The sequence below is a fragment of the Nonomuraea sp. MG754425 genome (assembly GCF_021699195.1).
Lineage (GTDB): Bacteria > Actinomycetota > Actinomycetes > Streptosporangiales > Streptosporangiaceae > Nonomuraea.
This window is the reverse complement of the sequence record NZ_SSXE01000008.1, coordinates 25936-51881: the sequence shown is the minus strand read 5'-3', so window position 1 is coordinate 51881 and position 25946 is coordinate 25936. Positions and strand designations below refer to the sequence as shown.

Below are 25946 nucleotides of genomic sequence, written 5' to 3'. Positions count from 1 at the left end.
AGGGATCACCCATGCCAGAAGTGGCGATACGAACCTCCGGCCTGGTCAAGGTCTTCGGCGACACACGCGCCGTGGACGGCCTCGACCTGTCCGTGCCGGCCGGCGCGGTGTACGGCGTGCTGGGGCCCAACGGCGCCGGCAAGACGACCGCCGTCCGCATGCTGGCCACGCTGCTCCGGCCCGACGGCGGCGAGGCGACCGTGTTCGGGCACGACGTGGTCCGCGAGGCCGACGCCGTACGCTCCCGGGTCAGCCTGACCGGCCAGTACGCCTCCGTGGACGAGGAGATGACCGGCTCCGAGAACCTGATCCTGCTCGCCCGCCTGCTCGGCCACCGCAAGCCGGCCGCGCGCGATCGGGCGGCGCAGCTCCTGGAGGCGTTCGGGCTGACGGAGGCGGCCGGGCGGCAGGTCAAGACGTACTCCGGCGGCATGCGGCGGCGCATCGACATCGCGGCCAGCATCCTCAACACCCCCGACCTGCTCTTTCTCGACGAGCCCACGACCGGGCTCGACCCGCGCAGCCGCAACCAGGTCTGGGACATCGTCCGCGTCGTGGTCGCCCACGGCACCACGGTGCTGCTGACCACCCAGTACCTGGAGGAGGCCGACCGGCTGGCGCAGCGCATCGCGGTCATCGACCACGGCCGGCTCATCGCCGAGGGCACGCCGGGCGAGCTGAAGTCGTCCGTCGGCTCCGGCTCGATCCACGTCCGTCTCCGCGACGCCGCCACCCGGCCCGAGGCCGAGCGGGTGCTCGCCGAGGCGCTGAACACGCCCGTCTACCTGGAGGCCGATCCGGTGGCCCTCACCGCCCGGGTCACCGGCGCGGGCGACGAGGCCGAGCAGGCCGCCCGCGCGCTGGCCCGCCTGGCCTCCGCCGGCATCGTCGTCGACGACTTCTCCCTCGGCCAGCCCAGCCTGGACGAGGTCTTCCTCGCCCTCACCGACCGTCCCGCCACCACCGAGGAGGCAGCAGCATGACCGCCACCACAGAGGCGGGCACCGCGCCCGCGACCGACACCCTGGCCGCCGTCCTCGCCCCCACGACCCGGCCACCACGGCCCAGCGCCTGGTCGGCGTCGATGACGTTCGGCTGGCGGGCGATGTTGAAGATCAAGCACGTGCCCGAGCAGCTTTTCGACGTGACGGCGTTCCCGATCATGATGACGCTGATGTTCACGTACCTGTTCGGGGGCGCGCTGGCCGGCTCGCCCACCGAGTACCTGCAGTTCGTGCTGCCGGGCATCATGGTGACGAGCGTCGTGATGATCACTATGTACACCGGCGTGGAGGTCAACAAGGACATCGAGAAGGGGGTCTTCGACCGCTTCCGTACCCTGCCGATCTGGCGGCCGTCCACCATGGTCGGTTACCTGCTCGGCGACATGCTGCGCTATCTGATGGCCTCGACGGTGATCCTGCTGGTCGGGCTGGTGATGGGCTTCCGCCCGCAGGGCGGGGTCGTCGGGGCGGTGGGCGCGATCGCGCTGCTGCTGGTGTTCTCGTTCGCGTTCTCGTGGGTGTGGACGATGTTCGGGCTGCTGATGCGCAGCGAGAAGTCGGTGATGGGGGTCAGCATGCTCGTGCTGATGCCGCTGACCTTCCTGAGCAACGTCTACGTGGACCCTTCGACGATGCCGGGCTGGCTGCAGGCGTTCGTCAACGCCAGCCCGATCTCGCGCCTGGTCAGCTCGGTCCGCTCGCTGATGGCCGGTACGCCCGACGCCGGGGAGATCACCTGGGTGCTGGTGTCGTCGGCGGTGCTCGTCGTGGTCTTCGGCACGCTGACGATGCGGCTCTACAACCGCAAGTGAGCGAGCCCTCGGGGGTCACCGCTCGTGGCCGAGTGCCACGCGCAGGGCCCTCGAGGGGTCGCCGCCGCGCCAGGCGACGTGCTGGTCCGGCCGCACCAGCGCGAGCGACTCCCCGGGCAGGTCCACCACCCGCAACGGCACCCCCAGTTCCCCGGCCTGCGCCACCACCACGGCGGCGCCTGGCGTCTCCTGGTCGCCGACCAGGCTGAACGCGGGGCCCAGCCGGTCGTACAACGACTCTCCGGGGGCCAGCCACCGGTGCGGCAGCCGCTCCCCGGTCCCGGAGGCGACGATGGACGAGCCCGCGTACGTGTAGCCCAGCACCAGGTCCAGGCTGTGGAACTCGCTGTCCTTGGTCCTGCGCACCGCCTCCGCCACCAGCGGGCGCACCTTCTCGAACTCGGCCTCCTCCCCCATCAGCGCCGGGTCGGCCAACTCCGGGGCGAGGGTGGCCATGTTCGCGGCGGCGGCCTCGATCGTGGCGGCGGCGACCGGCCGGCGCTCGCTCTCGTACGTGGCCAGCAGCCGCGCGGGGGCCCACCCCAGCAGCACGGCGGCCAGCTTCCAGCCGATGTTGACCGCGTCCCCGATGCCGGTGTTGAACCCGTGTCCCCCGTAGGGCGGGTTCTGGTGGGCCGCGTCGCCGGCCAGGAAGACCCGGCCGCCGGCGTACCGGTCGGCCAGCAGCATCCGGGCCGTCCACGGGTCGGTGGCCAGGATCTCCACGTCGATGTCGGCGCCGGCCAGGTTGCGCACCAGGCGTACGGGGTCGGCGTCCGCGGCCCGCACTCCCTGGGCGATGCACCACCAGGTGTCGTCGAGGTCGAGGCGGCCGAGCATGCCGGGCTGGGCCGGGTTCAGCACCCAGTAGTGCACGGCGGGGCCGTGCGGCATGCGCTCGGCCAGGCCGGGGGCGCGGAAGACGATGTTGAAGTTGGGGCGGGCGTCCTGGCGGCCCTCGTAGCGGGCGCCGATGGCGTCCCTGGTCACGCCGCGCGGGCCGTCGCAGCCCACGACGTACCGGGCGCGCACCTCGCGCTCTCGGCCGCCGGACGTGATCCGCACCGTGACCCCGTCGGCGTCCTCCCGCAGGCCGGCCACCTGCCAGCCGGTCAGCAGCGCGTCGCCGACTGCCTCCCGCAGCACCTCCTCGACGAGCGGCTGCGGCACCTGCTGGCCCGGTTCTGCGGCCAGGTCGGAGCCGATCAGGTCGAGGCCGAAGCAGCCGCCGATGCGGGTGATCTCCCGTCCGAGCAGGCCGGTGACGAACACCGCCTCGTCCGACCACGACACCGCCAGCGGCGCCCGCGCGCGCAGCACCTGGGCCAGCCCCCACCTGCGCAGCAGCTCCATCGAGCGCGCCGAGGTGGTCTTGGCGCGCGGGCGCAGCCACGACACCGTCTCGCGCGGCTCCACCACCAGGCAGCGCACACCGTGATGGGCCAGCTCCACCGCGGTCGCCAGGCCGACGGGCCCGCCTCCGGCGATCAGCACCGGCACGGAGCCGGGAACGTGCCGTACCAGGTCCATGGATGTCCTCTTCGTCCGGGTGGTCGCAGGTATAGTCCGCGGCCCGTTCGATCCGCGTCAAGGAACGCAGGAAGGAGGTGGTACGACCTGACAACAATTGAAACTCGCAACTAGTGGAGGCTCGCCCGGCTCAGTAGCGTGCAACCAAACGTTAGGAATCACGGAGGGGATGCATATGAGCGAGACGATGCCGTTACATATGCGGCGGGTGGAGTTCCACCCGGCGCCGGAGCTGGCGTCCGCCCGGGACGACGACCGCGTCAAACGGATCACCACGGCGTTCGGCTCCGAGGCCTGGCTCGTGACCCGCTACGCCGACGTGCGGGAGGTGCTGGGCGACGCGGAGCGGTTCAAGATCGCCCCGCAGAACATCGCCCGGCTGCCCGGAGCGCCGCCCATGACGGAGGAGCAGATCGCCAAGGTACGTGCGGGCAACCTGCTCGGCGTGGACCCGCCCGAGCACACGCGGCTGCGCAGGATGCTGACGCCGGAGTTCACCATCCGCCGCATCAACCGGATGGAGCAGCGCGTCAGGCGCATCGTGGACGAGCACCTCGACGCCCTGGAGGCTGCGGGCGCGCCCGCCGACCTGGTGCCGTCGTTCGCGCTGCCGATCCCGTCGCTGGTGATCTCCGAGCTGCTCGGGGTGCCGTCCGAGGACCGCGAGGTCTTCCAGCGGCGCACCGCCAGGATGCTCGACATGTCCGTGCCCGGCCAGGAGCGCATGATGCTCCAGTTCGAGCAGCGCGCGTACATGGAGAGCCTGGTCGCGCGCATCCAGGCCGACCCCGGCGAGGAACTGCTCGGCATGCTCGTCCGCGAGCACGGCGACGACCTGTCCACCGACGAGCTGGTCGGGATCGGCGGGCTGCTGCTGTTCGCCGGGCACGAGACCACCTCCAACATGCTCTCCCTGGGCACGCTCGCCCTGCTGCGCCACCCCGAGCAGCTCGACCTGCTCAGGAAGGAGCCCGAGCGGATCGACGCGACGGTGGAGGAGCTGCTGCGCTGGCTCAGCATCGTCAACTCGGGCACCACCAAGGTCGCGACCCGCGACACCGAGGTCGGCGGGCAGCGGATCGAGGAGGGCGACCTGGTGCTCGTCACCCTGCCCGCCGCCAACAGGGACCCGTCGTTCCTGCCGGACGCGGACGCGTTCGACCTCAGCCGCGGCGCGCCCGGCCACCTCGCCTTCGGCCACGGCGTGCACCACTGCCTGGGCGCCCCGCTGGCCCGCATGGAGTTGCGCATCGCCTTCCCCGCGCTGCTCCAGCGGTTCCCGAAGCTGCGCGTCGCGGACGCCGAGCCGGGCTTCCGCGTCTCCTCCGTCGTCTACGGGCTCAGCTCCCTGGAGGTGACCTGGTAGCGGCGCTTGGGAAAATGTCGGTCCGGGCGGATAGCGTGCAAGCGTCATGCCTACGGACATCGCGGCACACGAGCTCATCGGCAGGGAGCACCCCGCCGCGCTGCTGCGTGCCGAGATCGGCAGGCTCATCGACAGCCACGGCGGCCTGGTGCTGGTCACCGGCGAGGCCGGCATCGGCAAGACCACGCTGGTCGCCGGCATGGTGGGCGAGGCCAGGCGGCGCGGCGCGCTGGTGGCCGGCGGCGCCTGCTGGGATTCCGGCGGCGCCCCCGGCTACTGGCCGTGGGTGCAGGTCATCAGGGCGCTGCGGCGCGCGGCCGAGCCCGGGGAGTGGGCGGAGGCGGAGAGCGCGGCGGGTGGCAGCCTGACCGCCCTGCTCGGTGAGGCCCGCCCGTCCGGCGAGCCGGCCGCCGACGGCTTCCGGGTCTTCGACGCGGTCACCTCCGCCCTGGTCGCGCTGGCGCAGCGGCGTCCGGTCGTGGTCGTCATCGACGACCTGCACGCCGCCGACCCGGCCTCGCTGCGGCTGCTGGAGTTCGCGGCCCGGCAGACCTGGTTCGAGCGGCTGCTGCTGATCGGCACCTACCGCGACGCCGAGGTGGAGCCGGTCGATCATCCGCTGCGCGACCTGCTGTCGCCGCTCGTGGCCAAGGCCACCACGATCACGCTCACCGGGCTCGACCGGGCGGGCGTCGCCGCGCTCATGGCCCGCACGGCGGGCCACGACCCGCCGCCCGAGCTGGTCGAGGAGGTCCACCTGCGCACGGGCGGCAACCCGTTCTTCGTCGAGCAGACCTCCCGGCTGTGGCGCAGCGGCGGCTCGGCCACCGCCGTCGCGCCCGGCGTTCGCGACGCGCTGCTGCGGCGGCTGTCGCTGCTGCCGCCCCAGGTGGCCGGGCTGCTGCCGGCCGCCGCGGTGCTGGGGCGGGAGTTCCACCGGCAGGTGCTGGCCGCGACCGTCGCGGCCCCGGCCGCGCACGTCGATCGGCTGCTGGAGCTGGCCGTCGTGGCCAGGCTGGTGGTGACCAGGGGCGGCGGCGTGTTCGCCTTCGCCCACGACCTGGTCCGCGAGACGCTCTACGACTCCCTCGCCGACCCGCGCGACCTGCACGCCGCCGCGGTGGCCGCCGTGGAGGGCGCGCCGGGCCCGGCCGGGCGGCTGCCGCCCGGCGAGCTCGCCAGGCACGCCTACCTCGCCGGTGACCGGCTCGACCCCGAGCGGGCCATCGTGCTGCTGCTCGACGCCGCCCGCGCGGCCAAGGGGCGCTTCGCGGCGGAGGAGCAGCGCGGGCATTTGCGCAGGGCGTACGAGCTGAGCGCGGCGAGCCCGCGCCGGCGCGGCATGATCGCCCTCGACCTGGGCCGGGAGCTGCACCACGACGGCGAGCACGAGGCGGCCAGGCGGCTGTTCGACGAGGCCGACGCCATCGCCCGCGACCTCGACGACCCCGAACTGCCCGCCCGCGTCGCGCTGGTCTTCCACCGCCACTACGGCCAGGAGCAGGCCCTCGACCGGCTCCGAGACGCCCACCGCAGGCTGATCGGCGGCCCGGTGCCCGACGACGGGCTGGCGATCGCCCTGGTGCTGCGGCTGGGCAGCCTGGCCAGGAAGGGCGGCGACGACGACGCGCTGGCCTTCAGCCTCTGGACACACCACGACATCATCTGGGGGCCGGGCACGGCCGCCGAGCGGGTGGCGCTGACGGGCGAGCTGATCGACGTGGCCCAGCGCACCGCCGACCGCGAGCTCGAACACTTCGCCCGCGCCCTGCGCTGGGTGGCGCTGGCCGAGCAGGGCGAGCCGCGCTACCTCGACGAGTTCCACGCCTACGCCGCCAGGGGCCGGCGCAGCGAGCGCCCGCACCTCGTGATGACCACCGACATCGACGAAAGCATCGTCGCGGGCCTCGAAGGGCGCTTCGCCGAGGCCGAGTCCCTGCTGGCGGCCGTCGATCCCGATACCGGGCGCGAGCACTTCGGCTTCATGCTCGACCATCACCGCTGGGTGCTGACGTCGCTCAGGGGCGAGACCGGCGGGCTGGAGGAGCTGCTGCGCCGGCTCAGGGGCAGCGGCCATCCCTGCGTGCACCTGCTGGAGGCGCTGACCGCGTTGCGTACCGGCGACCTCGGCACCGCGCTGCGCCGGGCCGGCGACGAGGAGCCCGACGACCGCATGATCCAGCCGATCTGGCTGCGCGTCCAGGCCGAGCTGGCCGCGGCCGGCCGTGATCCCGAGCTGTGCGCCCGCGCGCGGGCCCGGCTCGCGCCGCATCGGGGGCGGTGGGTGGTGGCGGTGTTCGGCTGGGAGATCAGCGGCCCCTACGACCTATGGCTCGGTCTCGTCGACGCGGCGCAGGGGCGGTGGGCGGAGGCCGTCGAGGAGCTCACCGCCGCCTACCGCGCGGCCGACGCCATGCGGGCGCGGCCGTGGTCGGTGCTGGCCCGCGGCCACCTGGCCGAGACGCTGCGCTCCCGCGGCGCGCCCGGCGACGCGGAGGCGGCCCGGGAGCTGGCGGAAGGAGCCCGCCGGGACGCGGCCGAGCTGGGGATGCGACAGGTGCTGCCGCACCTGCTCCCCACCCCACCCGACCCAGCCTTTGGCGACCTGGCACGAACGACCGCCGAAACCGCACCAGGCCACCGGCCACAACCGTCTCCGGCCAGCCCCGACGGCGGGAGACCGACCCCTGGCGGAGAATCCCGGCCCAACGGCCCGCGACCGACTCCAGGCAACCCCGGCGGAGAGTTCCCGCCCGACGACGCGGGACCATCTCCGGGCGAGCCCGCCGGGAAGTTCCGGGCCGACAGCGCGGGACCGGCTCCGGGCAACCCCGGCGGGGGACCCACTCCGGGTGGAACCGGCGGAGAGTTCCGGGCCGATGGTGCGGGGCCTGTGCCGGGCAACCCCGACGGGGGACCCACTCCGGGTGGAACCGGCGGAGAGTTCCAGACCGATGGTGCGGGGCCGGTGCCGGGCGGGCCTGCCGGGGAGTTCCGGCCTGACGGGGCGGTGTGGTCGCTGGTGTTCGCCGGGCGGACGGCCCACCTGCCCGACGCCAAGGGCCTGCGCGACCTGCACACCCTGCTGGGCCGGCCGGGCGTCGACGTGCCCGCCGTGGCGCTGCTGGCCCCGGAGGGCGGCGCGGTCGTCGTCGCGGCCCGTCGCCTGGGCGGCGACCCGGTGCTCGACGAGGAGGCCAAGGCGCGCTACCGCCACCACCTGGCGCGGCTCGACGAGGAGATCGACCGCGCCGCCGAAGTGGGCGACGACGACCGGGCGGCCGGGCTCGACCGGGAGCGGGCGGCGCTGCTGGCCGAGCTGCGGGCGGCGGCCGGGCTGGGCGGGCGCACCCGCCGGCTGGGCGACGAGGCCGAGCGCGCCCGCAAGACCGTCACCGCGCGGATCCGCGACACCCTTCGCAAGCTCGACCAGGCCCACCCCGAGCTGGCCGCCCACCTGCGCGCGTCCGTCTCCACCGGGTCCACCTGCCGTTACCGGCCCGCCGAGGAGATCGTCTGGCGGCTGTGACGCCGGCCCCGGGATGAAGCTTTCATCGCCGCCGCGACGTCCGGGCTGGTCGGCGCGGCCCGGCCAGGGCCCGTCTTGCGAGCCGCGCCACCCCTGTCGTGCAATTCACGGTGATCGCCTTCCGGCCCTTCACGAGGGGAGAACTGGTGCGTCGCCGAATCACCGCCTTTGTGCTGCTCGCGGTCACCGCCCTGGCGCCCGTCCTGGCCACGAGCGCTCCGGCTCAGGCCGCGTCCACGCTCCAGGTCGTCTACACCGATCTGCCCTACGACATCTGCATCTCCTTCGGGCAGTCGGGCCAGCAGAACGGACGCTGGCAGACCTGGTGGTGCAGCACCCACTACCCGCAGACCAACCCCGGCTACTCCACCTACGACCTGTGGGCGTACGTGAACTGACGCGGTCCGGCGGGTGGGCGTGACACCCCCCGCCGGTCCCCGGCCGGCCGGGTCTAGGCTGTCGCCATGCGGGTTGTGGTGATTGGCGGCAGCGGACATATCGGTACGTATCTCATTCCGCGCCTGATCGGCGCCGGGCACGAGGTCATCAACGTGAGCCGGGGGCAGCGCGAGCCCTACACGCCCCACGGCGCCTGGCAGCGGGTCACCACCGTCGTCGCCGACCGCACGGCCGAGGAGGCGGACGGCGGCTTCGGTCAGCGCATCGCCGACCTCGACGGCGACGTCGTCATCGACCTCATCTGCTTCACGGAGGACAGCGCGAAGGCGCTCGCCGACGCCCTGGCCGGGCGGGTGCGGCACTTCCTGCACTGCGGGACGATCTGGGTGCACGGCCCGAGCGTGCAGGTGCCCACGACTGAGGACGTCAAGCGCGCCCCCTTCGGCGAGTACGGCGTCCGGAAGGCGGCCATCGAGGCCCACCTGCTGGAGCGCGCCCACCGCGAGGGCTTCCCGGCCACGATCGTGCACCCCGGCCACATCACCGGCCCCGGGTGGGTGCCGGTGAACCCGGCGGGCAACGTCAACCCGGAGGTGTTCCAGCAGCTCGCCGAGGGTTCCGAGGTCGCGCTGCCCAACCTGGGCATGGAGACCGTGCAGCACGTGCACGCCGACGACGTCGCCCGGCTGTTCATGGACGCCCTGGCCAGCCCGTCCACCTCGATCGGCGAGAGCTTCCACTCCGTCGCCACCACCGCCCTGACGCTGCGCGGGTACGCCGAGGCGGTGGCGGGCTGGTTCGGACGGGACGCGCGGCTGTCCTTCCTTCCGTGGGAGGAGTGGCGGGCCACGGTCTCCGAGTTCGACGGCCGGATCACCTACGACCACCTCCTGCACAGCCCGCACTGCAGCATGGAGAAGGCCGAGCGGCTGCTCGGGCACCGGCCCCGCCACACCTCGCTGGAGGCCGTGTCCGAGGCGGTCGAGCGGCTGGTCCGCGACGGCGTCATCACGCCGTAGCCGGGGTCAGCCGCCCAGCGGGCCGAACTCCTTGCGGGTGTCGATCACGTCGCCGAACAGCTCCCAGCGCTGCCCCTTGAACGTCATGAGCTGCATCGACTCGATCGGGAACCCGTCGCCCTGGGCCGTGTCCAGTGTCACCCCCGGCAGCAGCATGTCCACCGCGACGCCCTTGAGGTTGTGCACGGAGTCCCGCAGCCCTTCGCGGGTCGGGCACGCCGCCGCCTCCATGGCCTTGTGGAAGCTGCTCGCCACCGCCCAGCCGAAGGTGTGGTAGGGCACGTTGGGGTCGGCCCCGGGCGCGTACTGCTGCATCTTCTCCTTGTAGAGCTTCATCTCCGCGTCGTCCGCCCACGTCGGGTCGTTCGGGTCCTTGTAGTACGTGGCCGAGACGACACCCTGCACGTTCTCGAACCCGACGGGCTTGAGCACCGTGATGGAGGCGGCGACGTTGTTGACGATGTGCAACGGGTTCCACTTCGTGTTCTTGGCGTCGGCGGCCAGCGCCTGCGAGCCGAACTTCGGCGTGGTGATGTTCAGGAACACGTCGGCCTTCGACTCGGCGAGGTTGCGCATCTGCGGGTCCACGCTCGGGTCGGTCACCTCGTAGCTCTGCTCGGCCACGACCTGCACCTGGGTGCCTTCGAGGGCCCGCTTGAACCCGCCGAGCAGGTCCTTGCCGAAGTCGTCGTTCTGGTAGAGGACGGCGACCTTGGCCTCCGGCTGCTCCTTCTTCAGGTGGGCCGCGTAGACGCGCGCCTCGGAGACGTAGTTGGGCTGCCAGCCGATCGTCCACGGGTGCGCGGTGTCGGTGCCCCACTGGGAGGCGCCGGTGGCCACGAAGACCTGCGGGACCTTGCGCTGGTTGGTGTAGTCCCAGGTGGCGGCGGTCGAGGGGGTGCCGAGCGTCTGGAACAGGGCGAACACCTGCTCCTGCTCCACCAGCCTGCGGGCCTCCTCGACGGCCTTGGGCGGCTGGTAGCCGTCGTCGCGGACGACGAACTCCACCTTGCGCCCGCCGATGCCGTTCTTCTCGGCGTTGACGTAGTCGAAGTACGCCTTGATGCCCTTGGGGATGTCCCCGTAGGCGGAGGCGGGGCCGGACAGCGGGTAGATGCCGCCCAGTTTGATGCTCTTGTCGGTGATGCCGGTGGTCTGTTGCCCCGCGCACTGGCCCGACGCGGCCGTGCCGCCGCCGGTTCCCGCCTCACCACCGCCCGACCGCCCTCCGCAGGCGGCGACGGCGAGCAGGAGCAGCGCCGCGCAACCGATCGCAGATACTCGCATCCCTCTTACTCCTTCCGGGGAATCTTCCTGGTCAGGCGCCCGGCCAGACCGGCCAGCCCCGTCGGGGCGACGTACATCACCACGATGATCAGCAGGCCGAAGATGACGCCGGGCGCCGCGTCGTTGACGTCCTGGGCGATGCTCGGCACGAACATCACGAACAGCGCGCCGAGCACCGGTCCCGCCAGCGAGCCGAGCCCGCCGACGACCAGGCCGGCCAGCATGGTGATCGACAGGTTCACGGTGAACGAGTCCGGCGAGACGAACCCGATCACCCACGTGTAGACGCAGCCGGCCGCTCCGGCGTACATGGCGCTCCAGGCGAAGGCGAGCGTCTTGTAGAACGACAGCCGCACCCCCATCACCTCGGCGGCGATCTCGTTGTCCCGGACGGCGTGCAGCGCCCGGCCCACGCGGGACCGCAGCAGCGAGGCGGCCAGCAGGAACGCGGCGACGGCGACGGCCAGGGTGAGGAAGTACAGCCACTGGTCCTCGGCCAGGCCGCTCCACGCGGGCGGCTGCGGCTTGGCCAGCGTCAGGCCCATGGAGCCGCCGGTCAGCTCCTCAAACCGCTTCAGCAGCGGAACGAGGAAGATCGCGATGGCGAGCGTCACGAGCGCCAGGTACAGGCCGCGCAGCCGCATGGCGGGCACGCCCAGCGCCAGGCCCAGCAGGAACGCCACCGCCGCCGCGACGGGCAGGGTGAGCGGGTACGGCAGGTCCCACCGGTCCAGCAGGACGGCCGAGGCATAGGCGCCGACCGCGAAGAAGGCGCCGTGGCCGAGCGAGATCTGGCCCGCGTGGCCGACGAGCAGGTTGAGCCCGAGCAGCGCCACGGCGTACACCAGCACCATCGTGAGCTGGAAGACGTGGAAGGGGACGAGCTGGAAGGGCGCGTACACGGCCGCGGCGAGCAGCAGGGCGAGCCCCGCCCAGCGCCGGTCGAGCCGGCGGCGTTGCCGCACCGGCGCGGGTGCAGCGGCCTCGGTGGTCCCGGTGGTGCTCATGCGCGCTCCACCGCCGCCCGTCCGAACAGGCCCTGGGGCCGCAGCAGCAGCACGCCGAGGATGATCACCAGCGGCACTCCCACCTTGAGGTCGGATCCGACGAAGCCGACGTAGGCCCCGGCGAGCGTCTCGGCGACGCCCACGATCAGCCCGCCGGCGACCGCCCCCGCGGGGCTGTCGAAGCCGCCGAGCGTGGCGGCGGCGAAGGCGTAGATGAGGACGCCGCCCATCATGTTCGGCTCCAGGAACAGCAGCGGCGCGACCAGCACCCCGGACACCGCGCCGACGGTGGCGGCCAGGCCCCAGCCGAGCGCGAGCGTGCGGCCGACGCGGATGCCGACCAGCCGCGCCGAGGCGGGGTCGGCGGCCACAGCGCGCATGCCGAGCCCGATCCTGGTGTGCTGGAAGAGCAGGTACAGCAGCCCCATGACCAGCCCGACCACGCCGAGCACGCCGAGCGTGGACCAGTTGACGCTGACCCCCGCGGCCTCCAGCGCGCCGCCGGGGAACGGGTTCGGGAAGTCCTTGATGAGGAACGTCCAGATCCAGCCGGCGGCGGCGTTGACGAAGATGAACAGCCCGACGGTGACGATCACGATGGTCAGCTCGGGCGCGCCTTCGACGGGCCGGATGACCACCCGTTCGATGAGCATGCCGCCCGCGAACGAGACCGCCAGCGTCACCACCAGCGCCAGCCAGAACGGCATCCCGGCGGCCACGCACTGCCAGGCGATGTACGTGGAGAACATGGCCAGCTCGCCCTGGGCGAAGTTGACGATCCCGGTGAACTGGTAGATCAGCACCAGTGCCAGCGCCAGGCTGGCGTAGACGGCGCCCGCGCCGAGCCCCTCGACGACCTGCTGCAGGAATCCGGCCATCGGCGTCACACCCGGTATCCGAGGTAGGAGCGCGCGACCTGCTCGTCGGCCTGGATCTGCGCGGCCGTGCCCGACAGCACGATCCGCCCGGTCTCCAGGACGTGCGCCTGCTGGGCGACGCCCAGCGCGAGATGGGCGTTCTGCTCGACGACGACCACGGTGGTCCGCTCCTCCTCGTTGATGGTCCGGACGATGCCGAACAGCTCGCGGGTGACGATCGGGGCCAGGCCGAGCGACGGCTCGTCGAGCAGCAGCAGCCGGGGGCGCAGCATGAGGGCCCGGCCGAGGGCCAGCATCTGCTGCTCGCCGCCGCTGAGGCTGCCCGCGGCCTGCTTGAGCCGCTTGCGCAGGACGGGGAAGTAGGCGTAGACGCGTTCCAGGTCGGTTTCGACGTCCGGGCCGCGCCGCACGTACGCGCCGAGGCGGAGGTTCTCCTCGACGGTCAGCGGCATGAACGTGCCGCGGCCCTCGGGCACGTGGGCCACGCCGAGCCGGGCGACCGCGTCGGGCGGGCGGCCGGTCAGGGCGGCGTCGCCGAGCCTGATCGTGCCGCGCGTCCTGACCATGCCGGACAGGGCGCGCAGCAGCGTGGTCTTGCCCGCGCCGTTCGGGCCGAGGATCGCGCAGACCTCGCCCTCGCGCACGGTGAGGCGCAGGCCGTGCAGCACCTGGGCGTCGCCGTAGCCGGCGGTCAGGTCCTCGACCACCAGGTCCGCGCTCATGCGGCGGTCCCGAGGTAGGCCTCGATGACGGCCGGGTCGCGCTGGATCTCCTCCGGGGAGCCTTCGGCGATCTTGCGGCCGAAGTCGAGGCAGACGATCCGCTCGCAGATGCCCATGACGAACCCCATGTGGTGCTCGACCACGACGACCGTCAGGCCGTACTCGGCGCGGATCGCGCCGAGCGTGCCCGCGAACTCCGCCACCTCCGCCGCGTTCAGCCCGTTCACGGGCTCGTCGAGGAGCAACAGCCGTGGGCGGCCGACCAGCGCGCGGGCCAGCTCGACCCGTTTCAGGGTGCCGAACGGCAGCCCGGTCGCCGGGTGCGCGGCGACGCCGGCCAGCCCGAGCCGGTCCAGCACGGCGTCGGCGTCGGCGCGTAGTTCGCGTTCCTCGCGGCGCACCCGTGGCAGCCGCAGCCCGGCGGACAGGAAGCCGGCGCGGCCCCGGTGGTGCGCGCCGAGCAGCACGTTGTCGCGTACGGACAGGCGCGGGAACAGCCCCAGGTTCTGGAAGGTCCTGGCCAGGCCGAGCCCGGCGACGGCGTGCGGCGGCACGGCGGTCAGGTCCCGGCCCTCGTAGGTGATCGTTCCGGACTGGGCGTCGTAGCGCCGGGTCAGGCAGTTGAACAGGGTGGTCTTGCCGGCGCCGTTCGGCCCGATGAGCCCCACCATCTCGCCGGCCGCCACCTCGAACCCCACGCCGTCCAGCGCGGTGATGCCGCCGAAGCGGACGGTGAGATCGTGCACCTCCAGCATCCGGCCTCCTGGAGAACAATGTTCTGAAGTTGGGCTCAGCGTAGGAGCCGCCCGTCAACGGCCGCATTGGGCACGGTGACCCAAGATGTTTCTGGCGAGTTGTCCGCTGAGCACAGGCTGGGTCTCGGACCGGTTACGACCCGTTGACCGTGCGGCAATGGGCATGGATCATCCCGGCATGTCCACTGGTTCGAGCACCGTGGAAGCCGCCGTACGCGCGGAACGCACCCGTCTCCTGTCCGGGCTGCTCCGCGACCTGCGGGAGCTGGCCGACGTCGCGGTCACGACGATGCGGGCGGAGATCCCCTCCTACGACGCCCTGGGCCCGGCCTTCCACGCCGACGTGCGCGACCAGGTGGTCAAGCACTACCGGGCCAAGCTGGGCGTGCTCCTCGAGGACCGCACGGTCACGCTGGACGACATCTCCTTCACCAGGCGCGCCGCCATGCGCCGGGCCAGGGCGGGGGTACCGCTGGCCGACTACATCAACGCCTTCCGGGTCGGGCAGCAGGTGTTCTGGGAGGCCGTGGTGGCGCGCGCCGGGCCCGCGTTCGCCGGACGCGAGGCGGCACTCTCCCTGGCCACCCCGCTGATGCGGTACTGCGACTTCGCCAGCACGCACGCCGCGAACGCGTACATGGAGTTCCAGCAGTACGCGGGGGCGGAGGCCGTACGGGAGAGCCGGGACCTGCTGGAGACGCTGCTGGCCGGGAGCGCGCCGGCGCGGGGCAGGGAGCTGGCCGCGGCGCAGGCGCACGGCCTGGGCCCGGACGCGCGCACGCCGCTGCTCGTGGTGATCGCGGTGCTGGCCGAACCGTCCGCCGACCCGGAGGACGCGCGGCACTCCGCGTGCGCGGCCATCACCAGGATCGCCGGGAACGGCACCCGCACGCTGTCGGTCGTACGCCAGTCGGAGATCGTGGCCATCCCCGTGCTCGGCCCCGGCAGCGGGCCCGAGGAACTGTGCGACCGGCTCCAGGACGTGGTGCGGAACCTGGCCGGCGAGGGCATCAGGCTGGCCATGGGCGTCAGCACCGTCTCGGCCGGCGCCGCGCAGATCCCGCAGGGTTACCTGGAGGCCAGGGCCGTGCTCGACTTCGTGCCCGAGGAGGGCGGCGTGGCGGCGCTGCCCAGGATCACGCCGTTCCAGTACCTGGCGCTGAAGGCCGACGACACCGCCCGCAACCTCGTGCACCCGCGCATCACCGCGCTGCTGTCGGAGGACCGGGCGCGCGGCGGCGTGCTGACGGCCACGATCAGGGCGTTCGCCGCCGCCGACCTGAACCTGCGGGCCACCGCGGAGCGCCTGCAGATCCACCCCAACACCGCCCAGTACCGGCTGCGCCGCATCCAGGAGCGCACCGGGCGCAGCCTGCGCTCGATCAACGACCTCGTCGAGTTGCTCGTCGCGATCGCCCTGCACGACGCGCAGCCCGCGATCGGCTCGCCGACCAATACCGGGCGGAAAAGACTGGCTGCCGCGACCGATGAGGGCCGTGGGAGATCGGACGTACCGTCTTTCCATGAACCTCGCTGACCGGCTCCACACCTCCGCCACCCGGCTGGGCGGCAGGGCGGTTCTCACGCTGGACGAGGCGGAGCTCACCTACGGCGTCCTCGACGAGCTGAGCGCCCGGCTGGCGGGCCTGCTGCGGGGCCGCGGCATCGGGCCCGGCGACCGGGTCGCGATCATGCTGCCGAACGTGCCGGAGTTCGGCGTCGTCTACTACGGGGTGCTGCGGGCCGGGGCCGTGGTGGTGCCGCTGGACCCGCTGCTGAAGCGCCGCGAGATCGCCGCGTACCTGGGTGACTGCGGGGCCCGGCTGCTGATCGCCTGGCACGCCTTCGCCGAGACGGCGGAGGCGGGCTCGGCCGGCACCGACTGCTTCTTCGTGGTGCCGGGCGAGTTCCGGCGGCTGCTGCGGGGCGTCCCGGCCGAGCGCGAGATCGCCCGCACGGCCCCCGACGACACCGCGGTCATCCACTACACCTCCGGCACGACCGGCCGTCCCAAGGGCATCGAGCTCACCCACGCGAACCTGGGCGGCAACGCCGCCACCGTGGCCCGCATGCACGCCCTCGGCGTGGACGACGTCGTGCTCGGCGCGCTGCCGCTCTACCACACCTTCGGCCAGACCTGCTCGCTCAACGCGACCGTGCACGCGGGTGCGCGGCTGACCCTGCTCGGCCGCTTCGAGGCCGGACGGGCCCTGGAGGTCATCAGACGGGACGGCGTGACGGTCTTCCAGGGCGTGCCGACCATGTTCATCGCGCTGCTCGACCATCCGGGCGCCTCCGACATGTCGATGTTGCGGGTCTGCGCCTCGGGCGGGGCCGCGCTGCCGCTGGACGTGCTGCGCGCCTACGAGAGCAGGCTGGGCTGCGAGATCGTCGAGGGGTACGGGCTCAGCGAGACCTCCCCGGTCGCCGCGACCAACCGGGGCGGCGCGCACCGCAGGCCGGGCTCGATCGGCTGGCCCATCCGGGGCGTCGAGATGAAGGTCGTCGGCGACGACGGCCGCGAGCTGCCCACGGGCGAGATCGGCGAGATCGTGGTGCGCGGCCCCAACGTCATGAAGGGCTACTGGAACGACCCCGCGGCCACCGCCGAGGTGATCCGCGACGGCTGGTTCCACACCGGCGACCTCGGCCGGGCCGACGGCGACGGCTACTTCTTCCTGGTGGACCGCCGCCGCGACGTGATCATCCGCGGCGGCTACACGGTCTACCCCCGCGAGGTGGAGGAGGTGCTGTACGAGCACCCGGCGGTGCGGCAGGCGGCCGTGTTCGGCGTGCCGCACCCCGGGCTGGGCGAGGAGATCGAGGCCGTGGTGACCCTGCGCGCCCCGGTGAGCGGCGAGGAACTGCGCGACTTCGTACGGGAGCGGGTGGCGGCGTACAAGTATCCCCGTCACGTGTCGTTCGCGGACGAGCTGCCGATGAGCCCCACGGGCAAGATCCTCAAGCGCGCGCTCCCCCGGCTCAGAGCCGGCACGTACGGGTGATCGCGGCCGGGCGGCGGCCCGGCCGCCGGTTCAGCGTTCGTTGACGCAGCGCAGCACCGGGAACGAGGTGAGCGCGTCGGGGTCCAGCTCCCGCTCGGTCGTCACGTGGAAGGTCACGCTCTCTCCCGGCAGCAGCGTGACGAGCTGGTCGTCCACGCTCGCGGCCGGGTCGAGCCGATCGGGGAAGATCGCCAGTTCGCGCAGCACGGTGCCGGCGGTGACGGTGACCGCGTACCCGCCCGGCTCCCGCTCCACGAGGGTGGTGAGCCGGGCCGCCGGGTAGCCCATGTCGGGGTCCTCGGCCAGCGCGAACACCACCCGCTCGCCGCCCAGCCGGGCCGTCAGCAGCCGGGCCCGCGGGTCCTCGGGCGGGCCGAGCCGCAGCGTCGCGCGGGCGGGCACGGTGACCGGCTCCTCGCGAGCGGCCAGCACCTGGCCCGACAGGTCGCGCGCGGCCAGCTCCAGCGGGCCGGCCCACTCCTCGTCGGTGTCGTTGACCAGCACGATCTCCGCCCCCAGCCGGGTGATGAGCCGGTCGGCGAAGGAGCGGCGCAGCGCGTACCAGAGGGGTTTCCTGCGGCCCGCGCCGTCCACCGCGGCCCAGGACGTGACCGGCCAGCAGTCGTTGAGCTGCCAGACGATCGTCCCCATGCAGTACGGCATCAGCGCCCGGAACCGCTGCACCCCGAACGCCATCGCCCTGGCCTGGTTGAGCTGCGTCCAGTAGTGCCAGTCGTCGAACGTCTCCGGCTCCGGAAGGTGCCCGCGCAGGCCGTTGAGCAGCTTGGCCTGCCCGCCGGTGGCCTTCTGGTGCGAGGAGCCGGGGGTCAGCGGCTCGTCGGAGGAGGCGGCCCGCAACGTGGCGTACGTCGGCGGCCCCTGGTAGCCGAACTCGGCCACGAAGCGCGGCGTGTAGTCGGCGTAGTGCTCGTAGCCGAGGTCGCCGCCCCACACCGTCCAGATGTGCACGGTGCCGGTCGAGGGGTCGCGCACGTCCCGGTCGGGCGTGCCCGAGTACGGGCTGCCCGGCCAGTACGGCCGCGTCGGGTCCAGCTCGGCCACGATCGCGGGCAGCAGGTCGAAGTAGAACCCGGCGCCCCAGCTCCGGTCGCCGAGCGGTTCGCGCCACTGCCAGTGCTGGTGGCCCTCGATGTTCTCGTTGTTGCCGCACCACAGCACGAGGCTGGGGTGGGCGGACAGCCGGGCCACGTTCTCGCGCGCCTCGGCCTCGACCTCCGAGCGGAACGGGGCCTCCTCGGGGTAGGCCGAGCAGGCGAACGGGAAGTCCTGCCAGACCATCAGGCCCAGGCGGTCGGCCAGGGCGTAGAAGTCGTCCGACTCGTACCCGCCGCCGCCCCACACCCGCAGCACGTTCGCGCCGGTACCGACGGCCTGCTCGAAGCGTTCGGCCAGGTGGGCGGGGGTGACCCTGGCGGGGAAGCAGTCGTCGGGGATCCAGTTGAACCCGCGGGCGAAGACCGGCTTGCCGTTGACGATCAGGCGGAACGCGTCGGTGTCCAGCTCCACGGTGCGAAAGCCGATCTCCCGCCGCCACTGCTCGGAGCCGGCGCGCACGGTGAGCGGGTACAGCGGCTGCGCGCCGTGCCCGCGGGGCCACCACCGCTCGGCGTGCGGCACGTCCAGGCGCAGCACGGCCTCGCTCGCGCCGGGCTCCAGCTTGACCTCGGCGCTGACGCCCGCCACCTCGGCGGTGACGGTGACCGGCGCGTCGCCGGTGCGCTCGACCCGGACCCGGACGTCCACACCGTCGCCGCGGACGAGCGGGCGCACCTCGGCCGGGCGCGTGCCGGACCACGCGTGCAGCCCGATCGGCCGCCAGATGCCGCTGGTCACCAGCGTGGGCCCCCAGTCCCAGCCGAAGTTGCAGGCCATCTTGCGGATGAAGGGGTACGGCTCGTCGTAGGGCCCGGGGCGCTCGCCGTGCCGGGCCTGCTGCTCCTCGGCGTAGGCGTACGGCGCGCGGAAGCGCACCTCCAGCCGGTTGACGCCCGCGCGCAGCAGTTCGCGGACCGGGAAGCGGTGGGTGCGGTGCATGTTGGCGCTCTGGCCCAGTTCGTGCCCGTTCAGCGTCACGGTCGCGACCGTGTCGAGCCCTTCGCAGACCAGGTCCGTACGCTCGTGGCCGTCGTCGTGCCAGTCGAAGGTCGTCTCGTAGACCCAGTCCGTACGGCCGATCCAGCCGAGCCGCGTCTCGTTGTCGTCGCGATAGGGGTCCTCGATCAGCCCCGCGGCGAGCAGGTCGGTGTGCACGCTGCCCGGCACCGCGGCCGGGATCCCGGTGAGCCCGCTCGGGGCCTCGCCGTCTGATCGGAGGGTCCAGCCGTCGTGCAGCGGACGGTACACGTTGATTCTCCCCAAGCTGCGCTACTGAATCGGATAAGCACGCCGAACTTTACGTCTGCGCTGCATAGTCGGTCAACAACGCGATCCCGGCCTCGGATAGCTATATGTAACGGTTAAGCAACATAGGCGTCGCACGCCTTTACACCGCCCGCATAACCGGAAGACGATCGCGTCCACTCGAACTGAAGCGCTTTAGTTCCTCATCGCGCCCGGCCCGCGCGAATACCCCCTGAGGACGGAGAACATGACCATGCAACGCAAGGCACCGGCCGCCGCCGCACTGGCCTCGATACTCCTGATCGCGGCCTGCGGCGGCGCCGCGAGCGGCGGCGGGCCCACCGCCGGCGCCTCCGCGCCCGCCGACCCCGCCCAGGCCACCGGCGAGATCACCGTGCTGACCAACCGGACCGACATGGTGACCGACGGCACCCTCGGCAGGTACGCCGCCGAGTTCAACAAGACCTATCCCGGAATCAAGGTCAAGTTCGACGGCATCACCGATTACGAGGGCGAGGTCAAAATCCGGATGAACACCGAGAACTACGGTGACGTCCTGCTCATCCCCTCCACCGTCAGCCGCGACGACTATCCCGCGTTCTTCAGCGCGCTCGGCCCCGCCGCCGACCTGAGCCGCAAATACCAGTTCACCGAGAAGGGCACGGTGGACGGCACCGTGTACGGCCTGGCCTCCTTCGCCGTGGTCAACGGCTTCGTCTACAACAAGGACGTGTGGGCCAGAGCCGGGATCACCGCCTGGCCGAAGACGCCCGCCGAGTTCCTCACCGCGTTGCAGGCGGTCAAGGACCGGACGGACGCCATCCCGTACTACACGAACTACAAGGACGGCTGGCCGCTGAGCGGCTGGCAGGGCGCGATGGGCGCGATCAGTTGCGACCCGAAGGCCAACGACAAGCTCGCCACCGCCCCGAACCCCTGGTCCGCGGGCAGCGACCTGAACGTCTCCGACACGCTGCTGTTCGACATCGTCAGCCGCAAGCTCTCCGAACCAGACCCGACCACCACGAACTGGGAGGACTCCAAGGGCCTGCTCGCCCGCGGCGAGATCTCCAGCATGTTCCTCGGCTCCTGGTCGATCGCCCAGATGCGGGACGCCGCCGCGAAGGCCGGCAAGAGCCCCGACGACATCGGCTACCTGCCCTTCCCCGCCCAGGTGGACGGCAAGTACTGCGCCCCCACCACCCCCGACTACGTCTACGCGATCAACAAGCACTCCCGGAACCAGCAGGCGGCCCGCGCCTGGGTCGACTGGGTGCTCGACAGCTCCACCTTCACCGCCGACATCCAGGGCATCTCCAGCCGCCGGGACGCGCCCCTGCCCACGGCGCTCAAGCCGTTCGAGGACGCCGGCGTGCGCTTGTTCGAACTGTCCCAGGCCGAGGCGGGCAAGGTGACGACCATCGACAACGCCGCCGAGGTGGGGCTGACCAAGCCGGAGTACCGCCAGCGGCTCGTGGACATCGCCCGCGGGGCGGCCAAGGGCGATCTCGGCGGCGCCCTCACCGAACTGGCCGGCAAGTGGGCCGACGCCGTGGCGCTCGGCGGCTGACCGTGGTGCGCACCTCCGCCCGCACGAGCAGGCCCGCGCCACCGTCCCGGCACGCCGCGGCGCGGCCGAGCCGGTGGCGGCGGGCCACCCCGTGGCTGTACCTGGCCGCCCCGCTGATCATGCTGGGCACGTTCACGTACGTGCCGGTGGTGAGCATGCTCTCCTACAGCTTCACCGACTGGGACGGCGTCAGCCCCGACCGCGCCTACGTGGGCCTGGACAACTACGTGCGGCTCTTCACCCGGCCCGAGCTCTTCTCCGTCTTCGCGACCAGCCTGTACTACCTGGTCGCCGCGCTCGTACAGATCGTGCTGGCGCTCTACTTCGCCGCGGTGCTCAGCTTCGAGACCCGCTTCAGGAGCCTGTTCAAGGGCGTCATCTTCTTCCCCTACCTGCTCAACGGCGTCGCGGTCGCGTTCGTCTTCCTCTACCTGTTCCAGCCCGGCGGCACGCTCGACCAGGTGCTCGGGCTGGCCGGCGTCGACGCCGGCATCCTCTGGCTGGGCAACCCCGACCTGGCCAACGTGTCCCTGTCGGGCGTGTCGGTCTGGCGCTTCATGGGGCTGAACTTCGTGCTCTTCCTCGGCGCCATCCAGTCGGTGCCGTCGGAGCTGCACGAGGCCGCCATGCTCGACGGGGCGAGCCGGCCGCGCGTCCTGTGGCACATCGTCATCCCGAGCATCAGGCCGATCATCAGCCTGAGCCTCATCCTGGGCGTGGCGGGGTCGCTGTCGGTCTTCGAGATCCCGTACATCATGACCGGCGGCTCGGGCGAGACCAAGACGTTCGTGATCCAGACCGTGAAGCTGGCCTTCCAGTTCAACAAGACCGGGCTGGCCTCGGCGGCGGCCGTGGTGCTGCTGGTCGTGATCCTGCTGATCACCTGGGTGCAGCGGCGGATCGTACCGGAGGAGAGGACCCCGAGCGCATGACCGTGCGAGCGTCCCTGACGGCGCTGAAGTACCTGTCGCTGGTCGCCGCCGCGGCGGTCGTGCTGCTGCCGCTGCTGACGATGTTCAGCACGTCGTTCAAGACGCCGCAGGAGATGGCGGAGGGCGACATCCTGGCCCCTCCGGCGAACTGGCTCAACCTGGAGAACTACCGCGTCGCCTTCGAGAACGGCAACATGCTGGCGGCCTTCGGCAACACCGCCTTCATCCTGCTGTTCTCGATCACCGGGACCATTCTCATCGGGTCGATGGCCGCCTACGCGATCGACCGGTTCCGCTTCCGCCTGAAGAAGGTCGTGGTCGCGCTCTTCCTCGTCGCCACGCTGGTGCCCGGGGTGACCACGCAGGTGGCCACGTTCGAGGTGATCGACGCGTTCGGGCTGTTCGACACCCGGTGGGGGCCGATCCTGCTCTTCATGGGCACCGACATCGTCGCCATCTACATCTTCCTGCAGTTCATCAGGAACATTCCGGTCTCGCTGGACGAGGCCGCGAGAATGGACGGCGCGACCTCGTTCACCGTCTACCGGAAGGTGATCCTGCCGCTGCTCAAGCCGGCCGTCGCGACGGTCGTCATCATCAAGGGCATCACCGTCTACAACGAGTTCTACATCCCCTTCCTGTACATGCCGTCGGAGGAGCTGGGCGTCATCTCGACCTCGCTCTTCCGGTTCAAGGGGCCGTTCGGGGCGCACTGGGAGGTCATCTCCGCGGGCGCGGTGCTGGTGATCGTGCCGACCCTGGTCATCTTCCTGGCCCTGCAACGATTCGTGTACAACGGATTCACCGCGGGCGCGACGAAGTGACCCCGCGCCGACGCCTACGATGAGCCCGTGAAACGGCTGACGATCAGCGACATCGCCGAGCGGGCGGGGGTCTCGATCGGCGCGGTCTCCTTCGCGCTGAACGGCCGGCCCGGGGTGTCGGAGACCACCCGGCGGCGCATCCTGGCGATCGCGGCCGAGATGGGCTGGCGGCCCAACGCCGCCGCCCGCGGGCTGTCGGAGTCGCGGGCCCACACCGTGGGGCTGGTCATCGCCCGCAGCGCCGACACTCTGGGGGTGGAGCCGTTCTTCATGAAGTTCATCGCGGGAATGGAGAGCGAGCTGGCGATCACCCGTACGGCGCTGCTGCTCCAGGTCGTGCCCGACCACGCCCGCTCGATCGAGGCCATCAACGACTGGTGGGCCGAGCGGCGGGTGGACGGGCTGATCGTCATGGACCTGTGGGCCGAGGACGCGCGGCTGCCGGTGCTGGAGTCGATGGGCATCCCCGCGGTGCTGGTCGGCCGGCCGCGTCCCGGCGGCATGCCCGCGGTGTGGAGCGACGACGCGGCGGCGGTCACCGAGGCCGTGGACTTCCTGGTGGGGCTCGGCCACCGGCGCATCGCCCGGGTGGCCGGGCTGCCCGCCCTGGAGCACACGCAGGTCCGCACGGCCGCCTTCCACGCCGCCATGGAGCGGCACGGGCTGTCGCCGGCCGCCGTCGTGGACACCGACTACACCTGGGCGGCCGGCGCGCGGGCCACCCGCGACCTGCTCGCCGCCCCCGACCGGCCGACGGCGATCACGTTCGACAACGACGTGATGGCGACGGCGGGGGTGAGCGTGGCCCGGCAGCTCGGCGTGGGGGTGCCGCAGGAGCTGTCGATCGTGGCGGGCGACGACTCACAACTCTGCGAGATGGTCTTCCCGACGGTGACCGCCCTGTCCAGGGACGTGCAGGCGTACGGGGCGCACACGGCGCGCACGCTGGTGAGCCTGCTCGACGGAGGGTCGCCGGGCTCGTTCCAGGACACCACGGCCCGGCTCGTGGCCAGGCAGAGCACGGCCGCGCCCGGGAGCCGCACGGCATGACGCCCTGGGAGATGGTCGCCGTGCTGGTGGCCGGCGTCGCGGGCGGGGCCATCAACACCGTCGTCGGGTCCGGGTCACTGATCACGTTCCCCACCCTGCTCGCCGTGGGCCTGCCGCCGATCACGGCCAACGTCTCCAACAACATCGGCCTGGTCCCCGGCGGGCTGACCGGCGTCGCGGGCTACCGCGAGGAGCTGAAGGGCCAGCGCGAGCGTCTGCTCCGGCTGGCGCCCGCGTCCGTGGCGGGCGCGCTGGCGGGCGGGTTGCTGCTGCTCAACCTGCCGGAGCGCACCTTCACGGTGGTCGTCACCGTGCTGATCGCGCTGTCCTGCGCGATGGTGGTGATCCAGCCCCGGCTCAGCCGCGCGCTGGCCGACCGGCCCCGGCACGCGCACGGCGGCCCGTGGCTCTGGCTGGGCGCGCTGCTGGCCGGCGTGTACGGCGGCTACTTCGGCGCCGGTCAGGGCATCCTGCTGATCGGCCTGATGGGCATCCTCATCGACGAGGACCTGCAACGCGTCAACGCCGCCAAGAACGTGCTGGTGGTGCTGGTCAACGGCACGGCCGCGATCCTGTACACGCTCGTCGCCGACGTGGACTGGCTCGCGGTGCTGCTGGTGGCGGCGGGCTCGATGGCCGGCGGCTTCGCCGGCGCCCGGCTGGGCCGCCGGCTGCCGGCTCCGGTGCTGCGCGGGGTGATCGTGTGCATCGGCGCGGTGGCGATCGTGAAGCTCCTCACCGGGTGAGCCGCCCGGCCGTCACCGTGCGGCGGCGGCCTCGCCCGCAGCGCTATCTCCCGCAGCGCCTTCCCCCACAGTGCCTTCCCCCACAGCGCGCTCGCCCACCGTGCTCTCGCGCACGATGAGCCGGTGCGGCACGACGATCTCGGGAGGGGTGCCGAGCTCGCCGCGGATCGACTCCAGCAGCGTGTCCACCGCCCGCCGGGCGATGCCGACCTTGTCCGGGGCGACCGTGGTGAGGCTGGGTGTGCTGTACTGGCCCTCCTCGATGTCGTCCACCCCGACCACCGCCACGTCGTCGGGGACGCGGCGACCCGCCCTGGTCAGCGCCCTGATCGCGCCCAGGGCGAGCAGGTCGTTGTAGCAGAGGACCGCGTCCGGCGGCTCGGGCAGGGCCAGCAGCCGTTCCATGGCCTCGGCGCCCAGCCTGCGGTGGAAGTGCGGGGTGGAGACGATGAGCTCGTCACGTACGTCCAGCCCCGCGCGGGCGTGCGCCTGCCGGAAGCCGGCGGTGCGGAGCTGGGCGGTCTCCCCCGTCGCGTACGGCTGGTCGCCGATGGCGGCCACCCGGCGGCGGCCCAGCTCCAGCAGGTGGGCGGTGGCCTCGCGGGCGGCGGCCACGTTGTCGATGGCCACGTGGGGGAAACTGCCGTTGAAGATGTGCTCGCCGAGCAGCACGATCGGGACGCTGTTGCCGCGGGCGCGCAGCTCGTCGGCGGAGATCGACAGCGGGCTGAGCAGCAGGCCGTCGAACATCGTGGCCCGCGAGTCCCGTCCGAGCAGTTCGCGTTCCCGGTCGGCGGCGCCGTCGGTCTGGTCGATCATCACCACGTAGCCGTGGGCGTGGGCGGCCTTGATCACCTCGCGGGCCAGCTCGGCGAAGTACGGCACGTCCAGCTCGGGCACCGCGAGGGCGATCATCCCCGTACGCCCCTGCTTGAGGTTGCGGGCGATCAGGTTGGGACGGTAGTCGAGCTGGTCGAGCGCCACCTGCACCCGGGCACGCAGCTCGGCGGAGACCGGGGCGTACCCGTTGACCACGTTGGACACCGTCCGGATGGACACGTTCGCCAGTTTCGCGACGTCACGCAGGGTTGGACCGGCCATGCGTCTCCTATACCTCCGAGGCCCCGTAGTTGGGAAGATCCTAACTGGC

General features: G+C 72.3%; 21 protein-coding genes. 13 read left to right on the top strand and 8 right to left on the bottom strand.

Features of this window, described 5'->3' with window-relative positions; genetic code table 11:
• The first annotated feature begins 11 nt into the window (after positions 1 to 11).
• Positions 12 to 983, top strand: coding sequence for an ATP-binding cassette domain-containing protein (locus tag FAF44_RS04635; RefSeq protein ID WP_237101733.1), 972 nt, complete (start codon positions 12 to 14; stop codon positions 981 to 983).
• Positions 980 to 1816, top strand: coding sequence for an ABC transporter permease (locus FAF44_RS04630; protein ID WP_237101732.1), 837 nt, complete (start codon positions 980 to 982; stop codon positions 1814 to 1816). Before FAF44_RS04635 ends, FAF44_RS04630 begins: the two co-directional genes overlap by 4 nt.
• 15 nt (positions 1817 to 1831) lie before the next feature.
• Here the strand turns inward: FAF44_RS04630 and FAF44_RS04625 are convergent, their stop codons facing one another.
• Entirely contained in the window at positions 1832 to 3346 is a 1515-nt protein-coding gene (locus tag FAF44_RS04625) for an FAD-dependent monooxygenase (protein ID WP_237101731.1), read from the bottom strand.
• 175 nt (positions 3347 to 3521) lie between these two features.
• On the opposite strand from FAF44_RS04625, the gene FAF44_RS04620 reads away from it, so the two are divergent.
• From FAF44_RS04620 to FAF44_RS04605, 4 genes are all read left to right on the top strand, one after another.
• Positions 3522 to 4712: a cytochrome P450 gene (locus FAF44_RS04620; protein WP_237101730.1), complete on the top strand. Its 1191-nt coding sequence runs from the start codon at positions 3522 to 3524 to the stop codon at positions 4710 to 4712.
• Between the two features lie 46 nt (positions 4713 to 4758).
• On the top strand, positions 4759 to 8241 hold the full coding sequence (locus FAF44_RS04615) for an AAA family ATPase (RefSeq protein WP_237101729.1): 3483 nt from the start codon (positions 4759 to 4761) through the stop codon (positions 8239 to 8241).
• A gap of 146 nt (positions 8242 to 8387) precedes the next feature.
• The gene (locus tag FAF44_RS04610) at positions 8388 to 8639 is read left to right on the top strand and encodes a hypothetical protein (protein ID WP_237101728.1); all 252 of its coding nucleotides are present in this window, start codon (positions 8388 to 8390) and stop codon (positions 8637 to 8639) included.
• A gap of 66 nt (positions 8640 to 8705) precedes the next feature.
• Positions 8706 to 9659, top strand: a complete 954-nt coding sequence (locus FAF44_RS04605; protein WP_237101727.1) for an NAD(P)-dependent oxidoreductase — start codon at positions 8706 to 8708, stop codon at positions 9657 to 9659.
• Positions 9660 to 9665: 6 nt separating this feature from the next.
• Here FAF44_RS04605 and FAF44_RS04600 read toward each other — a convergent pair whose 3' ends face one another.
• Genes FAF44_RS04600 through FAF44_RS04580 form a run of 5 tightly spaced genes read right to left on the bottom strand, consistent with a single transcriptional unit; the run spans position 9666 to position 14308 of the window.
• Positions 9666 to 10946, bottom strand: coding sequence for an ABC transporter substrate-binding protein (locus tag FAF44_RS04600; RefSeq protein ID WP_237101726.1), 1281 nt, complete (start codon positions 10944 to 10946; stop codon positions 9666 to 9668).
• Between the two features lie 5 nt (positions 10947 to 10951).
• Complete coding sequence (locus FAF44_RS04595) at positions 10952 to 11953, bottom strand: branched-chain amino acid ABC transporter permease (RefSeq protein ID WP_237101725.1); 1002 nt, start codon at positions 11951 to 11953, stop codon at positions 10952 to 10954.
• Complete coding sequence (locus FAF44_RS04590; RefSeq protein ID WP_237101724.1) at positions 11950 to 12831, bottom strand: branched-chain amino acid ABC transporter permease; 882 nt, start codon at positions 12829 to 12831, stop codon at positions 11950 to 11952. The genes FAF44_RS04595 and FAF44_RS04590 overlap by 4 nt, the downstream gene beginning before the upstream one ends.
• A 5-nt stretch (positions 12832 to 12836) precedes the next feature.
• Positions 12837 to 13553: an ABC transporter ATP-binding protein gene (locus tag FAF44_RS04585; RefSeq protein ID WP_237101723.1), complete on the bottom strand. Its 717-nt coding sequence runs from the start codon at positions 13551 to 13553 to the stop codon at positions 12837 to 12839.
• Positions 13550 to 14308 (bottom strand): ABC transporter ATP-binding protein, encoded by a 759-nt coding sequence (locus FAF44_RS04580; RefSeq protein ID WP_237101722.1) that lies wholly within the window; start codon positions 14306 to 14308, stop codon positions 13550 to 13552. The genes FAF44_RS04585 and FAF44_RS04580 overlap by 4 nt, the downstream gene beginning before the upstream one ends.
• A gap of 178 nt (positions 14309 to 14486) precedes the next feature.
• On the opposite strand from FAF44_RS04580, the gene FAF44_RS04575 reads away from it, so the two are divergent.
• Entirely contained in the window at positions 14487 to 15845 is a 1359-nt protein-coding gene (locus tag FAF44_RS04575) for a CdaR family transcriptional regulator (RefSeq protein ID WP_237101721.1), read from the top strand.
• Complete coding sequence (locus FAF44_RS04570) at positions 15832 to 17313, top strand: long-chain fatty acid--CoA ligase (RefSeq protein WP_237101720.1); 1482 nt, start codon at positions 15832 to 15834, stop codon at positions 17311 to 17313. Before FAF44_RS04575 ends, FAF44_RS04570 begins: the two co-directional genes overlap by 14 nt.
• Before the next feature lie 30 nt (positions 17314 to 17343).
• On the opposite strand, the gene FAF44_RS04565 is transcribed toward FAF44_RS04570, so the two are convergent.
• On the bottom strand, positions 17344 to 19677 hold the full coding sequence (locus FAF44_RS04565) for a glycoside hydrolase family 2 protein (RefSeq protein ID WP_308193281.1): 2334 nt from the start codon (positions 19675 to 19677) through the stop codon (positions 17344 to 17346).
• Between the two features lie 244 nt (positions 19678 to 19921).
• Here FAF44_RS04565 and FAF44_RS04560 point away from each other — a divergent pair, with 244 nt between their 5' ends.
• The 5 genes from FAF44_RS04560 to FAF44_RS04540 are packed head-to-tail and all read left to right on the top strand — an operon-like array spanning position 19922 to position 24796.
• On the top strand, positions 19922 to 21244 hold the full coding sequence (locus FAF44_RS04560) for an ABC transporter substrate-binding protein (RefSeq protein WP_237101719.1): 1323 nt from the start codon (positions 19922 to 19924) through the stop codon (positions 21242 to 21244).
• A gap of 2 nt (positions 21245 to 21246) precedes the next feature.
• A complete protein-coding gene (locus FAF44_RS04555) occupies positions 21247 to 22176 on the top strand; it encodes a carbohydrate ABC transporter permease (protein ID WP_237101718.1) in 930 nt (309 codons plus the stop codon).
• The gene (locus FAF44_RS04550) at positions 22173 to 23000 is read left to right on the top strand and encodes a carbohydrate ABC transporter permease (RefSeq protein WP_237101717.1); all 828 of its coding nucleotides are present in this window, start codon (positions 22173 to 22175) and stop codon (positions 22998 to 23000) included. The genes FAF44_RS04555 and FAF44_RS04550 overlap by 4 nt, the downstream gene beginning before the upstream one ends.
• 27 nt (positions 23001 to 23027) lie before the next feature.
• Entirely contained in the window at positions 23028 to 24050 is a 1023-nt protein-coding gene (locus FAF44_RS04545) for a LacI family DNA-binding transcriptional regulator (protein WP_237101716.1), read from the top strand.
• Positions 24047 to 24796 carry a sulfite exporter TauE/SafE family protein gene (locus FAF44_RS04540; protein WP_237101715.1) on the top strand — a complete coding sequence of 250 codons (750 nt, stop codon included), beginning with the start codon at positions 24047 to 24049 and terminating at the stop codon, positions 24794 to 24796. Before FAF44_RS04545 ends, FAF44_RS04540 begins: the two co-directional genes overlap by 4 nt.
• Positions 24797 to 24808: 12 nt before the next feature.
• On the opposite strand, the gene FAF44_RS04535 is transcribed toward FAF44_RS04540, so the two are convergent.
• The gene (locus FAF44_RS04535; protein ID WP_237101714.1) at positions 24809 to 25897 is read right to left on the bottom strand and encodes a LacI family DNA-binding transcriptional regulator; all 1089 of its coding nucleotides are present in this window, start codon (positions 25895 to 25897) and stop codon (positions 24809 to 24811) included.
• Positions 25898 to 25946 lie beyond the last annotated feature (49 nt).

Bases quoted from the DNA above. Each gene is read 5' to 3' on its own strand.
- FAF44_RS04615 (WP_237101729.1), top strand. From the start codon at position 4,759: ATGCCTACGGACATCGCGGCACACGAGCTCATCGGCAGGGAGCACCCC.
- FAF44_RS04620 (WP_237101730.1), top strand. From the start codon at position 3,522: ATGAGCGAGACGATGCCGTTACATATGCGGCGGGTGGAGTTCCACCCG.
- FAF44_RS04580 (WP_237101722.1), bottom strand. From the start codon at position 14,308: ATGCTGGAGGTGCACGATCTCACCGTCCGCTTCGGCGGCATCACCGCG.
- FAF44_RS04635 (WP_237101733.1), top strand. From the start codon at position 12: ATGCCAGAAGTGGCGATACGAACCTCCGGCCTGGTCAAGGTCTTCGGC.
- FAF44_RS04630 (WP_237101732.1), top strand. From the start codon at position 980: ATGACCGCCACCACAGAGGCGGGCACCGCGCCCGCGACCGACACCCTG.
- FAF44_RS04605 (WP_237101727.1), top strand. From the start codon at position 8,706: ATGCGGGTTGTGGTGATTGGCGGCAGCGGACATATCGGTACGTATCTC.
- FAF44_RS04600 (WP_237101726.1), bottom strand. From the start codon at position 10,946: ATGCGAGTATCTGCGATCGGTTGCGCGGCGCTGCTCCTGCTCGCCGTC.
- FAF44_RS04535 (WP_237101714.1), bottom strand. From the start codon at position 25,897: ATGGCCGGTCCAACCCTGCGTGACGTCGCGAAACTGGCGAACGTGTCC.
- FAF44_RS04540 (WP_237101715.1), top strand. From the start codon at position 24,047: ATGACGCCCTGGGAGATGGTCGCCGTGCTGGTGGCCGGCGTCGCGGGC.
- FAF44_RS04590 (WP_237101724.1), bottom strand. From the start codon at position 12,831: ATGGCCGGATTCCTGCAGCAGGTCGTCGAGGGGCTCGGCGCGGGCGCC.
- FAF44_RS04595 (WP_237101725.1), bottom strand. From the start codon at position 11,953: ATGAGCACCACCGGGACCACCGAGGCCGCTGCACCCGCGCCGGTGCGG.
- FAF44_RS04575 (WP_237101721.1), top strand. From the start codon at position 14,487: ATGTCCACTGGTTCGAGCACCGTGGAAGCCGCCGTACGCGCGGAACGC.
- FAF44_RS04550 (WP_237101717.1), top strand. From the start codon at position 22,173: ATGACCGTGCGAGCGTCCCTGACGGCGCTGAAGTACCTGTCGCTGGTC.
- FAF44_RS04585 (WP_237101723.1), bottom strand. From the start codon at position 13,553: ATGAGCGCGGACCTGGTGGTCGAGGACCTGACCGCCGGCTACGGCGAC.
- FAF44_RS04625 (WP_237101731.1), bottom strand. From the start codon at position 3,346: ATGGACCTGGTACGGCACGTTCCCGGCTCCGTGCCGGTGCTGATCGCC.
- FAF44_RS04560 (WP_237101719.1), top strand. From the start codon at position 19,922: ATGACCATGCAACGCAAGGCACCGGCCGCCGCCGCACTGGCCTCGATA.
- FAF44_RS04570 (WP_237101720.1), top strand. From the start codon at position 15,832: ATGAACCTCGCTGACCGGCTCCACACCTCCGCCACCCGGCTGGGCGGC.